Source organism: Brevibacterium sp. OS20 (genome assembly GCF_056837565.1).
The window spans coordinates 3177915-3190599 of sequence record NZ_CM166367.1; the positions used below are offsets into that span (position 1 = coordinate 3177915).

General features: G+C 65.3%; 15 protein-coding genes. 9 read left to right on the plus strand and 6 right to left on the minus strand.

Annotated features, from left to right (window positions below):
• Positions 1–10: 10 nt before the first annotated feature.
• The 3 genes from ACVZTU_RS14180 to ACVZTU_RS14190 are packed head-to-tail and all read left to right on the plus strand — an operon-like array spanning position 11 to position 2182.
• The gene (locus ACVZTU_RS14180; RefSeq protein ID WP_482400658.1) at positions 11–886 is read left to right on the plus strand and encodes a glycerophosphodiester phosphodiesterase; all 876 of its coding nucleotides are present in this window, start codon (positions 11–13) and stop codon (positions 884–886) included.
• Positions 887–899: 13 nt separating this feature from the next.
• Positions 900–1661 (plus strand): pyrimidine reductase family protein, encoded by a 762-nt coding sequence (locus ACVZTU_RS14185; RefSeq protein ID WP_482400659.1) that lies wholly within the window; start codon positions 900–902, stop codon positions 1659–1661.
• Complete coding sequence (locus ACVZTU_RS14190) at positions 1658–2182, plus strand: flavin reductase family protein (RefSeq protein WP_482400660.1); 525 nt, start codon at positions 1658–1660, stop codon at positions 2180–2182. Before ACVZTU_RS14185 ends, ACVZTU_RS14190 begins: the two co-directional genes overlap by 4 nt.
• Positions 2183–2190: 8 nt before the next feature.
• On the opposite strand, the gene ACVZTU_RS14195 is transcribed toward ACVZTU_RS14190, so the two are convergent.
• A complete protein-coding gene (locus ACVZTU_RS14195; RefSeq protein WP_482400661.1) occupies positions 2191–3447 on the minus strand; it encodes a phospholipase D-like domain-containing protein in 1257 nt (418 codons plus the stop codon).
• A gap of 119 nt (positions 3448–3566) precedes the next feature.
• On the opposite strand from ACVZTU_RS14195, the gene ACVZTU_RS14200 reads away from it, so the two are divergent.
• Positions 3567–4670, plus strand: coding sequence for an FUSC family protein (locus ACVZTU_RS14200; RefSeq protein WP_482400662.1), 1104 nt, complete (start codon positions 3567–3569; stop codon positions 4668–4670).
• Positions 4671–4785: 115 nt separating this feature from the next.
• Positions 4786–5202: a ChaB family protein gene (locus ACVZTU_RS14205; protein WP_446656960.1), complete on the plus strand. Its 417-nt coding sequence runs from the start codon at positions 4786–4788 to the stop codon at positions 5200–5202.
• A 58-nt stretch (positions 5203–5260) separates the two neighbouring features.
• Here ACVZTU_RS14205 and ACVZTU_RS14210 read toward each other — a convergent pair whose 3' ends face one another.
• On the minus strand, positions 5261–5410 hold the full coding sequence (locus ACVZTU_RS14210; RefSeq protein ID WP_482400663.1) for a hypothetical protein: 150 nt from the start codon (positions 5408–5410) through the stop codon (positions 5261–5263).
• Positions 5407–5766, minus strand: a complete 360-nt coding sequence (locus ACVZTU_RS14215; protein WP_181270670.1) for a hypothetical protein — start codon at positions 5764–5766, stop codon at positions 5407–5409. Before ACVZTU_RS14215 ends, ACVZTU_RS14210 begins: the two co-directional genes overlap by 4 nt.
• Positions 5767–5888: 122 nt before the next feature.
• Between ACVZTU_RS14215 and ACVZTU_RS14220 the strand changes: the two genes are divergently transcribed.
• From ACVZTU_RS14220 to ACVZTU_RS14235, 4 genes are read left to right on the plus strand one after another with little or no spacing between them, the layout of a single operon-like run.
• Positions 5889–6692, plus strand: coding sequence for a DsbA family protein (locus tag ACVZTU_RS14220; RefSeq protein ID WP_482400664.1), 804 nt, complete (start codon positions 5889–5891; stop codon positions 6690–6692).
• A complete protein-coding gene (locus tag ACVZTU_RS14225; protein ID WP_482400665.1) occupies positions 6692–7429 on the plus strand; it encodes a DsbA family protein in 738 nt (245 codons plus the stop codon). Before ACVZTU_RS14220 ends, ACVZTU_RS14225 begins: the two co-directional genes overlap by 1 nt.
• Positions 7429–8280, plus strand: a complete 852-nt coding sequence (locus ACVZTU_RS14230; RefSeq protein WP_482400666.1) for a cytochrome c biogenesis CcdA family protein — start codon at positions 7429–7431, stop codon at positions 8278–8280. Before ACVZTU_RS14225 ends, ACVZTU_RS14230 begins: the two co-directional genes overlap by 1 nt.
• The gene (locus tag ACVZTU_RS14235; RefSeq protein ID WP_482400667.1) at positions 8280–9458 is read left to right on the plus strand and encodes a hypothetical protein; all 1179 of its coding nucleotides are present in this window, start codon (positions 8280–8282) and stop codon (positions 9456–9458) included. Before ACVZTU_RS14230 ends, ACVZTU_RS14235 begins: the two co-directional genes overlap by 1 nt.
• Before the next feature lie 46 nt (positions 9459–9504).
• Here ACVZTU_RS14235 and ACVZTU_RS14240 read toward each other — a convergent pair whose 3' ends face one another.
• From ACVZTU_RS14240 to ACVZTU_RS14250, 3 genes are all read right to left on the minus strand, one after another.
• Positions 9505–10800, minus strand: a complete 1296-nt coding sequence (locus tag ACVZTU_RS14240; protein ID WP_482400668.1) for an MFS transporter — start codon at positions 10798–10800, stop codon at positions 9505–9507.
• A 164-nt stretch (positions 10801–10964) separates the two neighbouring features.
• Positions 10965–11198 (minus strand): hypothetical protein, encoded by a 234-nt coding sequence (locus ACVZTU_RS14245; RefSeq protein WP_139468239.1) that lies wholly within the window; start codon positions 11196–11198, stop codon positions 10965–10967.
• Positions 11199–11532: 334 nt separating this feature from the next.
• Positions 11533–12675, minus strand: coding sequence for an aminotransferase class V-fold PLP-dependent enzyme (locus ACVZTU_RS14250; protein WP_482400669.1), 1143 nt, complete (start codon positions 12673–12675; stop codon positions 11533–11535).
• Between the last annotated feature and the right edge of the window lie 10 nt (positions 12676–12685).

Below are 12685 nucleotides of genomic sequence, written 5' to 3' on the forward strand. Positions count from 1 at the left end.
CGTCGCGGACGTGAATACACAGACAGAGACATCCACACGCACCCGTCCGTACACGATTCTCGCCACTGCAGTTCTCGCGGCCTCAGCCACTTTCGGCGCCGGCCTCGCCCCCGCGGCAGCCGCCGGGCTCGGCTCCGCCGGTGAAGCACCAGGACTCGGCTCCCCCAGCGGCTTCACCGCCCCGGACAAGGTCGCCGACATCGAATTCCCGACCACGATCTCCCACCGAGGCGGCGCCGACGTCTATCCGGAAGAATCCATGGAAGGATTCACCGCCTCGGCGAAGGACGGATTCCTCCCCGAGATGGACATCCAGTTCCTCGAAGACGGCACCCCTGTCCTCATCCACGACGACACCGCCGACCGCACCCTCAACGGCGCGACCGGACCCATCCGGGACCTCAGCAGGGAGGAATGGGACGCGGCCACGATCAAGCACCCGACCGGCGGAGAAGAAGCCGCCACCGTCACCCTCGACGAACTCCTCGACGAGATGGGCGGCGAGGTCGTCATGGTGCCCGAGATCAAACCCGGGGCCACCCCCGAGGAGGTCGACCGGGTTCTCGACGAATTCGACGAACGCGGGTTGAAGGATTCCCTCGTCGTCCAGTCTTTCGACTTCGAAGCGGCGAAGACGATCGCCGACCGCGGATACACCTCGCTCTACCTCATGGGCTCGACCATGCCGAAGGAATCACCGGCAGAGATCAAGGACGCCGGCATCGAATGGGTGGGACCGAGCAAGAACCTGCCGACGAACAAGATGCGCGAACTCGACAAGGCCGGCTTCCACGTCGCCCCGTACACACTGGCGACCGCGAAGGACGGACACCGTCTGCCAGGGTTCATCGACGGCTATTTCACCGACGACGCTTGGAGCAACTGAGTAGACTGCACGGATGGAGCCACTCGAACGCGGTGCCCCGATCCCGGACCCGCTGACACCCTATCTCGATGTCGACCGCACCCAGCCGCGACACGAATGCTGGGTGACCGGTCACATGGTGGCCGGTCTCGACGGGACGGCTGCCATCCACGGACGCGTCGGCGCACTGTCGACAGAACCCGATCAGGACCTGTTCCGACGGATGCGGCAGATCGCCGATGTCGTCATGGTCGGCGCGCAGACGGTCCGCAGCGAAGGCTATGCCCCGATGCGGCTGAGCGAGTCCGCCCGAGCGCAGCGTCGAACGCGGGGACAGTCAGAGATGCCGCCGGTGGCGGTGGTCAGTCGCAGCCTCGACCTCGACTGGTCCTCACAGGTCTTCGCTGCAGCACCCGAGCACGCGCGCACCATCGTCATCACGTGCGCCGGGGCCGATCCGAAGCGGCTGGCAGCCGCGGAAGAGGCCGCTACGGTCATCATCGCCGGTGACGACCGGGTCGAACCGGCGAAGGCTCTGCAGGCTCTCGCCGGTCTCGGGTATCAGGTCGTCCTCTGCGAAGGCGGACCGAGGTGGCTCGGGGAGCTCGTCGCCGCAGACCGCCTCGACGAACTGTGCCTGTCGATCTCACCGATGATGGGCGGCGATCCGCTGCCCGTGAGCGTCGCGCCGCCGGGAGCCGACATCGCACAGTTCTCTCTGAAATCGACGATGATCGCCGACGACACACTCTTCCTCCGCTACGAATCGAAGACGGCAGACGAGGGTCGGTCATGAGCACCCCCGGGCTCGACGACCTCATGGGATCGGTCGATTCCCCGCTCATTGTCGTCACCACCTCGGCGGAGGGTGAACGGGCCGGCTGTCTGGTCGGTTTCCATTCGCAGGCGAGCATCGATCCGGAGCACTACTGCTTCTGGCTGTCGAAAGCCAACCACACCTACCGGGTGGCGCTGCGTTCAGACCATTTCGCCATTCATTTCCCCACCACCGCGGGCAGTGAGCTGGCCCGGTTCTTCGGGTCGCGCTCCGGATCCGAGACGGACAAGTTCGCGGGACTTGACTTCACCGTCACCGAGGATGGGGTGCCGCTGCTGACTGCCCTGCCGAACCGCCTCATCGTCGAACGCATCACGATGCTCGACGACGGCGGCGATCACGTCTGCCTCACGGCCCGTGTCGCTTCGGTGGAGGTCGCAGGCGTTTTCACCGCTCTGCGTCAGTCTCAGCTGGGAGATCTCACCCCCGGTCACGGCAGCGAGGAACGGGCGGTCCACCCGTCGTACCCTTCGCAGTAGGGCTCGCCTCAGAGCCAGGGGCGCATCGGCACCAGGGCACGTTCGGCCAGCTTCGTCAGTCGGTGGCGATTGAGCCAGTCCCTGCCGAGCTCGGTGCAATGCGCGGAATCGCTGTCGAACACCTTCTCCATCTCGGCAGCAAATTCGGCATCGATGACTTCGACATTCGTCTCGTAGTTGAATGACAGTGACAATCTGTCGATATTCGCCGTGCCGACCGTCGACCATTCGCCGTCGACCGTAGCGACCTTCGAATGGATCATGCTCGCGGTGTAGAGCAGGATCGTGATCTTCGAGTTGATCAGCTGCTCGAAGAAGCCCCGGGACAGCCAGTCACCGAGGATGTGGTTGGACTGCTGCGGCACCATGAGCCGCACATCCACGCCGCGTTCGGCCGCCTCGATGAGGGATCGCAGCAGCTGCTGGTCGGGGATGAAATAGGGAGTCGTCAGCCAGATCCGCTTCCGCGCGCGGGCGAAAGCATTGATGTACATATTGCGAATCGGGTAGACCAGTTGGATCGGCAGATTCGCCGAGACTCGCACCTGCGATTCCCAAGCAGCGGGCCGGACCCAAGAGATCTGTTCGTCCGCAGGGTGGTAGGCGTTCCACACCTGCGCGACGGACTGTCGCAGCGCCCACGCACCGGTTCCGACCGAGCGCAGATGGGTGTCACGCCAGTGCCGGGCATAGAGAGACCCGATGTTGAACCCACCGACGAAGGCCACACCATCATCGACGACGAGGATCTTCGAGTGGTCGAATCCTGAATGGCGCAGAGGTCCTCTCCAGAACTTCCTCGTCATTGTCGGCATCCGGAACACATGGATATCGGCGGCCAGTTGGCGGTAGAAGGAGGAGGGGACAGCCAGATTGGCGAACCCGTCATAGATGAGGTGGATGTCGACGCCGCGGGCAGAGGCCGCGTTGAACGCGTCGATGAACTTCTGCCCCACCTCATCGTTCTTCCAGATGAACGTCTCCATGAGGATCGATTCCTGCGCGGAGTCGATCGCGGCGAGCATGTCTTCATACAGGGTTGAGCCATCGGTGTAGATGTCGAGCTTGGAGTCCTCGACCTGCGAACTGAATGTTCCCGGCCTGGGTGCCACCCGCGACTTCCGTCCTCGCTTCTGGATGAGATCGACGGCCATCGAAACAGCGACCGTCGCCGGGACTGCACTGGCCAGACCTGCGGCCGCCCAGGGCACGAGGCGCCGCAGACGGTCGAAACGGCCGACGGACTGAGTTCTCAGTGGAGACATCTGCTCACTCTAACTCGTCCGTCCTCCCACCACCTTCACCCGACCACAACTCGAAGATGAGCCTTTACACTGAGGCCGGAGCTGAATTGTTCTGACCATTTCGAGGCGAGGAGCCAGCCATGCCCCACAGCGTCTCACCGGCGAATTTCCTGCGGCGGCCCGAGTTCACCACCGATCTGCTCCAGATCGCCAAGGGAGTGATCGCCGCCACCGGCGCCTGGTGGCTGTCCGACAACGTGCTCGACAGCCAGATGCCTTTCCTCGCTCCATGGACCGCGCTGCTGACCGTGCACGCGACGGTCTACAGGTCGTTGTCTCGCGGAGTGCAGACGACGGTGGCGTCGGCCATCGGAGTCGGTGTCTCTTTCCTCATCGGCAGCTACCTCGGAGTCGGCCTGTGGACGTTCGCCTTGGCTATGCTCGTCGGTCTGGCCGGCGCCCGACTGTCGTGGATTCGTGACGAAGGCGTCGCGATCGCGACGACGGCGATCTTCGTTCTCGGTTCCGGTTTCGATTCGCAGCAGCCGCTGCTCGCTGATCGGCTGCTCGAGATCGCCCTCGGCGTAGCGGTCGGCATCGCGGTCAATCTCATCGTGCTTCCGCCTCTGCGCGACCGCCAAGCGAAGCGCTACATCGACAGCGTGAACCGCCAGATGGGTGAAGTCCTCATCGACATGTCGAAAGAGTTCACCAGCTCGTGGGACACGGATTCGGCCGAGGACTGGTTCGAGAGGACCGAAGCGATGAGTCGTGAACTCGACTCGGCCTGGCAGACCGTGCGGTTCGCCCGCGAGAGCCGCCGCGTCAATCCGCGGACGGCGATCCATGCGGAACGGCGAAATCGCCAGTCGAGTGCAGGAGAGGCGCCTGAGAAGGAAAGCTATGAGAACATCCTGCTCAGAGCCGATGAGGGCATTTCGCATCTGCGCAACCTCGCCCGAACTCTGCGCGATGCCTCATCGGCCGAAAGAGACTGGGATGATGAGTTCCGGGAGGAATGGGCGGCGATCGTCGCCGATGCGGGCCGTTCCATCGCTGATCCGGATGCCGAGGTCGGTCCGATCTTCGACCGCCTCGAGAAGCTGTCGGCGAGCATCTCTCAGGACAGGAGACTGTCGACGACCTCCTGGCCCATCTACGGCTCCCTCATCACCAGCCTGCGTCACATCGTCGTTATCGTCGACGATGTCGCCTCGGCGCGCAGCACCCGCGAATCCGTGTGAGTGAGCGACTCATCCGGACAGCACCTCGGTGCCGAAGCCGTGAAAGTCCTGTCGTCGGACGGGGCAACAGCGTTACCCTGAGTGACAACGTCAGACGGAAGGAAACTGTTCCACCATGCCGAAGACAACGAAGTCAGGTAAGCCGAAGAGTTCCGAACTGCCCTCGACCCTGAAGAAGTCGAGCAGTAAGGCTCAGCGGACCTTCGCCAAGGCCTTTGACTCAGCTCTTGCCGAATACGGCGATGAGCAGCGAGCGCACCAGGTCGCCTATGCCGCTCTCAAGCACAGCTATGAGAAGGTCGGCGACGAATGGGTGACCAAGGAAACGCCCGGTCCCTCGGACGCACAGAGCGCCGGCGGAAAGAACACCGACGGAGCAACGGCCGGCGGGGTGAACGCCAACGCCACGAAGGACCACCTCTACCAGCAGGCGAGAGATCTCGGCATCGCAGGTCGATCGACGATGACGAAGAGCGAACTCGTCGACGCCCTCGAAAAGGAAAGCAGCCGGAGGACGAAGAAGAACTCCTGAGACCGTCTGCTGCGGCACCAGTTCTGATCGCTTCGGCAATGCCGATCAGCGCCGACGGTCAGGTGGGAGTGCCGCCGAGCATACCGGCGACGAGCCCGAGCACCGCCAGTGCGGCCAGGACGATAATGACGACACGTTTGCGCATGGCCCAGATTCTACCGTGGCACACCTGGCCGCAGTCGAGTCCCGCCGATAAGCCGACCGTCACCACGGGTTGGCCTCCTGCCAGCGGGTGAACCAATAGCGGTCACCCTGGTAGTGCGATTTCTCCGGCTTGCACCCTTTGAGATCCGAATGCTCGCCCAGCCACGTCCGCACCAGCGGCATGACCTCGTCCAGACGATCGACCCAGTCATCGAGCGGCAGCAGCAGAACCGAACCGTCGTCGGAGTCCAGTCGACACGAATAGTTCGGCAGACCCTCGGTGATCTGCGAATGCGTGTACCTGATCTGATCGCAGCCGGTGGTGAGATAGAAGCGGATGAACTCACCGCAGACGTAGGAGCACAGCGTTTTGAAGTTCCGGTAGCGGATCATCCACGCCGGAGGATCATATTCAGACATGTGTTCTATTCTAGGTCTTCGATCTGACAGGGAACAGCGGATCAGTAAAATTGGTCCTACACTATCCCCCTGCCGATCCCCACTCACGGGACCTCGGCCCTCATCGTCCCTCGGAGGAATCTGTGCTCAGGTCGGAACGCGGCCCCATGTTCTGGCTCGTGCCCATCTGCATCGTCGCCCTCGCCGCCGTTCTCATCGGCGTGGTCGTCATCAACAAGGACGACTCCTCCGGCTCCGCTGCCTCGGAGACATCCGATGGTTCTGCTGATTCGTCCGGTGCGAGCGGCTCCGGGGATGGAACCGGTCAGACGAGCGACGAACCGGACTTCAGCTTCCTCGAACGCCACGACGCGGAAGACACTCGTGCCGTCGGCGATGACGACGCCCCGGTCACCCTCATCATGTACTCGGACTACCAGTGCCCGTACTGTGCGACCTGGAACGACGAGACCCTGCCGGAGCTCATGGACTTTGTCGACGACGGTGATCTGCGACTGGAGATGCGCGACCTCGCGGTCTTCGGCGAGGCCTCCGGAACAGCCGCCCGCGCTGCCTTCGCCGCCGGCGAGCAGGACGCCTACCTCGAATTCCACAATGCTCTTTTCGAAGACGGCAAGCACCGGTCGGAATCGAAGCTGTCCCAGGATGCACTCATCGCCCTCGCCGAGGACCTCGGCCTCGACGGGCAGCAGTTCCACCAGGACATGAACGCGGTTACGGCCCACGACGACCTCGACACCAATTCGTCGGAGGCCCAATCCATCGGGGTCACGAGCACGCCCGCGTTCATCATCGGCGGCACCCCCATCCTCGGGGCACAGCCGACGCAGGAATTCGTCGACGCCGTCGATGAAGCCCTCGCCGAGGCGGAGGCCACCGACAGCGCGGACGGCGCGGTTCGCGATGACGCAGACGGACAGTCCTGATGGCCAAGCACGCCGCACCCAGGGTGCACGTCCGGTGGTGGATCCCCGTCCTCGTCATCGCCACGGCCGCCTCCCTCATCGCCCTCATCCTCGTCAACGACACCGGTGAGGACTCCGCTTCCACCGCAGGATCGACCCCGGAACCGAACCCCGTCGTCACCGAGGTCGAAGACCCAGAACAGGCCGACGTCGACCAAGACGCCACCGCCAAGGACGATGACCCGCTGGCCGATGGACCGGCCGACGCCCCGGTCACCCTCGTCGTGTTCTCCGACTATCAGTGCCCGTTCTGCGCCGCCTGGAGCAAGGACACTCTGCCGAAGATGCTCGACTACGTCGACGAAGGGGATCTGCGCATCGAATGGCGCGAGGTCAATGTCTTCGGCTCCGCCTCGGTGCAGGCCGCGAAGGCCGCCTATGCGGCCGCCCTGCAGGACAAGCACTGGGAGTTCCACGCCGAACTCTTCAAAGACGGTGAACCCCGCTCCCCCGGTGAGCTCACCCCCGAGGCACTCATCGAGGCGGCCAAGACGGTCGGTCTCGACGTCGACCGGTTCACCAAGGATATGAACGCGAAATCCACCGCCGAGGCGGTCGAGGAGAACGCGTCCATGGGCACCGACCTCGGTGCGTTCTCCACCCCGACATTCCTGCTCAACGGCCAACCGTACGTCGGTGCGCAGCCGACCGACGTCTTCGTCGACGCCATCGAAGAGTCGAAGAAGGGAGCCAACTGATGGACATCACCCTGCTCAGCGCGTTCCTCGGCGGTGTGCTCGCCCTGCTCAGCCCGTGCGCCGCCCTCCTGCTGCCCGCGTTCTTCGGTTCCACCGTCGGCACCGGCTCGAAGCTGGTCGGCCATGGTCTCGTCTTCTACCTCGGCATGCTGCTCGTGCTCATCCCGCTGGGCATGGGCGCGGGCACGCTCGGGTCGCTGTTCTCCGACCATCGCAGCCTCATCGTCGGCATCGCCTCGGCCGTGCTCATCATTTTGGGGCTGGTTCAGTTCTTCGGGTTCGGCTTCGATCCGGCGAAGTATCTTCCCGGCGCCGAGGCGGCCCGCACCAGATCGTCGACCGCGACTGGGTGGACGAAGACGTTCCTGCTCGGGGCCACGAGCGGGATCGCCGGAGTCTGCGCGGGACCGATCCTCGGTGCCGTTCTCACCTTGGCCGCAGCCAAGGGGCATATCGTCCTCGGCGGGCTCATGCTCGCCATCTACGGGGCGGGCATGGTAGTGCCGCTGTTCATCATCGCCGCACTCTGGTCCCGGTTGGGTGCCCGCGGGCGGAAGGTGCTGCGCGGCGGTTCGATCACGGTCTTCGGTCGTCAGCTGCCGGTCGTATCGATGGTCACCGGGCTGCTGCTCATCCTCATCGGCGTGGTCTTCTGGGTCACGAACGGCCTGGTGTCGGCACCGTCGGTGGTGTCGACGAGTTCGCTGGCAAGGATGCAGGAGTGGGTCGGTTCGTGGTCGTCGACGACCGTGGACATCATCGTCGTCTGCGTGCTCGCCGCCGCCGCTCTGGTGTGGTGGTTCCTCCACGAACGCCGCCGGATGCGCAAGGCCGCTGAGGCGAGGCACTGATGCGCACTCGCAGAAAGTCCGGCCTGGCGGCCGGAGCGGCGACGCTCGCTCTGGTGCTCAGCGGGTGCTCCTTCGGCAATGCGCCTGAGGACTTCGACCGTACCCCGGAGGCAGTGGGCACCGACCTCAAAGCGGCCGATACCTCGGATCTGCAGCTGCCGCTCATCGTCGAACCGCTCGAGCTCGTCGAACCGGGCTGGGATCTGCCAGTGCAGTCAGCCGGTTCCGTCTTTCTGTCCGCCGAGTCCGGCGAGGAGTCACTGACGTACTCGGCGGTGGACACGAAGGGCAGGCAGCTGTGGCAAGCCGAGCGTCCGAGCGGGTGCACCGGCTTCACCGTCACCTCCGACGGAGACACTCCCCTGGCGGTGCTCACTGATTCGGAGTCGAGCACGGACTGCGATGACGATGTCACCGCCAACGCCTATGACCTCAAGTCCGGCAAGAAGGCGTGGGGCCCCGTCGACGTGCCCGGCCCGCTGCGTGGTCCGGGCACGGTCTTCGCCCCCGAGGATGCACCCGCGGACGAAGCGGTTGTGCTCGACCCGGCCACCGGGGAACCGGTCGACGATTCGGACGGCGAGGACGCTGGCGGGGTGCGCCACCTCGGCGAGTATCAGGGTCTGGTCCTCGACATCACGGGCGGCAAGCTCGTGGCCAGCGAGGATGGGACGACCGTGTGGGAGCATTCGCTGGCCGACAACGGCTGGGACGCCGAGGCGCTCACGGCGGCTGCGGGCGCGGCGACCGGGGAGGACTTCATCCACCTCGATGCCGGTGAAGGGGTCGGACCGGTGTTCGATCGGGAAACCGGCGATCTGCTCGATGACGATGCGCGCGGGGTTGCCCGTGATGCGAATACGCAGGCCGTGGTCACGCTCGGGAAGTCGGGGATCACGGTCATCGACGATCTCGGGAAGAACGAGCTGCCGGTGTCGGTGCCGCAGTCGGTGCACCTCGAGGCGGCGGCCGGTGGGCTGCTGTATCTGCGTGAGGGCGGGAAGCTGCGAGTGCACAATGCGACCACGGGCTCGTTGGCGCGCGGGTACAAGGCCGGCGAGTCGGGCATCGTCGCGATCCCCGATGTCTTCACAACTGCGGGCGTGGGCACCCTGCGCGCGGGCGATCGAACCCTGCTGGCCACCGATCGCGTGGTCGAGGAGTCGGGCGAGGGGTAGTTGCCGCTGGCAGTGGCCGGGGCCGCGCTGTCACCGGCGTTTGTCGTCAGCGGCGGGAACTCACACGAATGAGGATGAACGCGAGGATCACGCACAGCACATAGGTAGCACCTACGGCGATCCAGCCGAGGACGAACCCGCCGGGTGAGCCGACGATGATGCCCATGAGCAGCGGGCCCAGGGCGAAGCCGAAGAACATTCCGGCCGTGACCATGCCGCTGGCCGAGACCATCGAGGATGCCGGGATCGCGCGCATGAGTGCGGCCATGAGCACGACCGAGACGCCGAGCGCGGAGATGCCGTGGAAGGCCACTGCAACCCAGACGAGCAGGGCCCACCCGGCCGCGTCGGCGATGAGGAACAGCACCGCTCCGACCAGGGCGATGAGGGCGAGGACCAGAAGCAGGCGCGGCCCCGAGGCGCCTTTGGCCATGCGTCTGGCCCAGGTGACGCGGGCGATGACGCCGATGACGCCGGCCAGTGCAGCCGTGGCACCGCCGAGGACGAGGTTGAACCCCATCTCCCGCACGGCGAAGAGCGGTATGTACACGTTCGTCGCCTGCACGCCGATGCCGTTGATGAGCCCAAACAGCGCCAGGGCCCACACCATGCCGGGGTGCTTGGCCGGACGGGTGGGGGCAGGTTCGGGTTCGGTGTGGGCCGCCTCGGCGGGGGTGTCGGTTGTGTCGGTCTGGGCGTTGTCGTGGTCGGCTGCCTCGTTGGCGGTGTCGGTTGGGGATTTCGGAGCGGTCAACAGCGGGGTGGTGCGCAGGGAATACCAGGTCATCGCGAGCAGGATGAGCGGGATGATCGCGACGGTGAGTGCCGCGCCGCGCCAGCCGATGCCGAGCGCGAGGACGGGGAAGGCGAGGCTGGCGACGAGCTGGCTGACCTGGACTCCGGACTGTTTGATGCCGACCCAGCCGATGCGTTTCGAGTCCGGGACGCGTTCGAGGAGGATCCGATTGGTCACGCCGTTGGGGAAGGATTGGGCGATGCCGGACAGGGCGGCGGCTGCCAGCAGCATCCAGAATCCGTCGGGCACGGCCACAAGCAGGAGGGCGAGTGCGGCGAGGACGAAGATGAACGCCATGAGCGAAAGGTCGGAATGCCGGTCGGCGAGACGGCCGAGGGTGGCGTTGCCGATCGCGGCGGCGCCGAAGCAGGTGGTGGCGAGCAGGCCGAAGTGGGCTTCGGAGATGCCGAGCTCGGCGATGATGGAATCGCTCGTGGCGCTGAGGCCGTAGAGCATGATGGGCCCGGCGGCGACGGCGCCGAGGAGGACGGCGAGAAGACCGATGCCAGGTGTCTTCTGATCCGGTTGCTGGCCCTGGTCGGCCATTGTCCACCTCCTGTCGCCGGCATGCTTCAAGTCAGCATGCTAGCCGGAGGCTGACGACGGGTGTTGCGGTGTCTCAGGAGCGGTTATGCAACCGCGGTGGCACAGCGCTACGGGGGCAGAACGGGTGCAGGTTTGGGCAGGTCTGTCGCGGATTCCTCCGCGGTTCAGCTTTTCGAGCGCCGCACCGAAGATCGGTAAGCCAGGGCGATGTCAATGGCGAGGATGCCCGCACCGCCGACGAAGACGGCGAGCGCGACCGCCACCGGGTGCGGTTCATTCCATGCCAGCAGCCCGCACAGTACGGAGGCGAAGATGACGATGAGGGCACCGTTGCGGAATCGCCGGACCAGGCCGGCCTTCTCATCCGAGTTCTCAACGGCCTGCAGCGTGTAGGTCATCGTCACTCCATCTCGTTGTCGGCATCTCCGCCAGGTGCGGTCGGAATGCGCCGGGGTCTGTCAGCCGCGCCCGTTCCAGTCACACCGGACAGGCACCGACAGCAAGATTAGCCTGCGAGTTCGGGCTCGGATTGCCACATGAAGAAATTGTTGAATGTTTCAGAATTTTCACAAAAGCCGTACTACCGCGACCGGCTGGGCCGGACGCCTGCTCGCCCCTGGCAAACGTCCGATCGATCGTTATGACTGTGTTACCGAATTGCTGAGGGTTCGGGGTTCAGCGCCGAGGCGACCCGCAGAGCAACCGTCTGACAGGAGCAGCCACCAACTCCCGTCAGACGGTCGCCGTGTCCATCACAGCGTTGAGCGCCGTATCGACATCGGCCTCGTCGTTGAAGAGGTGGAAACCGAAGCGCATATTCCCTCCGGCCTGCGAGTACCTGACCCCGGCCGCGTCGAGTCGGTCGGGGGCACCGGGCCAGGACCGGTCAACGATCCCGAGGTCGATCGACACGATCGCCGAGTTCGACCCTGCAAGGCCGAGCCCGGTTCTGAAACGGTTGGCCAAGGCGAGGTCGTGAGTGTGGATCTGATCGACGCCGACGTCGAGCAGCAACTCGAGCGCTGGAGCCGTACCGACCCACGAGTGCCAGGCCGGTGAGATGTCGAAGGCACGAGCACCGTCGGCCAGATGCATCGGCATCCCGTAGCTGGCAGCTCCCCCGGCTGCGAACCAGCCTGCGGCCAGAGGCTTGAGCCGGTCGAAGAACTCCGCACGGCGAGGATGGGAGCCGTCGGCGGCTATCGCTTGCGACGGCATCGTGAGGAACGCTGTCCCGCGCGGGGCGCACAGCCACTTGTAAGCGGCGACGGCGAGGAAGTCGACCTCGGAGGCGTTAAGCGGCAGCCATCCGGCCGCCTGCGTGCCGTCGAGGACGGTGAGCGCTCCGACTTCGCGGGCGGCGCGGGTGATCGCTGGGATGTCGGCGACTTCGCCGGTCGCGGACTGTGCGGCGGAGAAGGACACGAACGTCGTGGACTCGTCGACCGCCTCGGCGAGGGTATTCAGCGGCGCGGTGCGCACCCGCACCCCACGGTCGGCGTGGACGGCGAACGGGTAGACCCCAGAGGTGAACTCGATGTCGGGGACGAGGACCTCCGCACCGTCGGGCAGCGCCGCGGCGATCGGGGCGAGCAGTTGGGATACGGCGGCCCCGGTGGCCACCTGAGCTGCAGGAACGCCGACGAGGCGACCGAAGAGTTCACGGCTGGTGTCGACCGATTCCGCCCATCGCGGCCAGGGCACGCTTCCGACCCGCCACTCGTCGAGGGACCGTTGCAGCGCATCCCATCCGCGCCGAGGCGGCGGACCGTAGGAGCAGGAATCAAGGAAGGCCGTCTGCACGTCCCATTCGGTGTGTGCCTGCGCGATGGTCAGGCGGGAGGTGAAGCCGGTGGGATCGTCATTGATGTCCATGCCAGCGAAT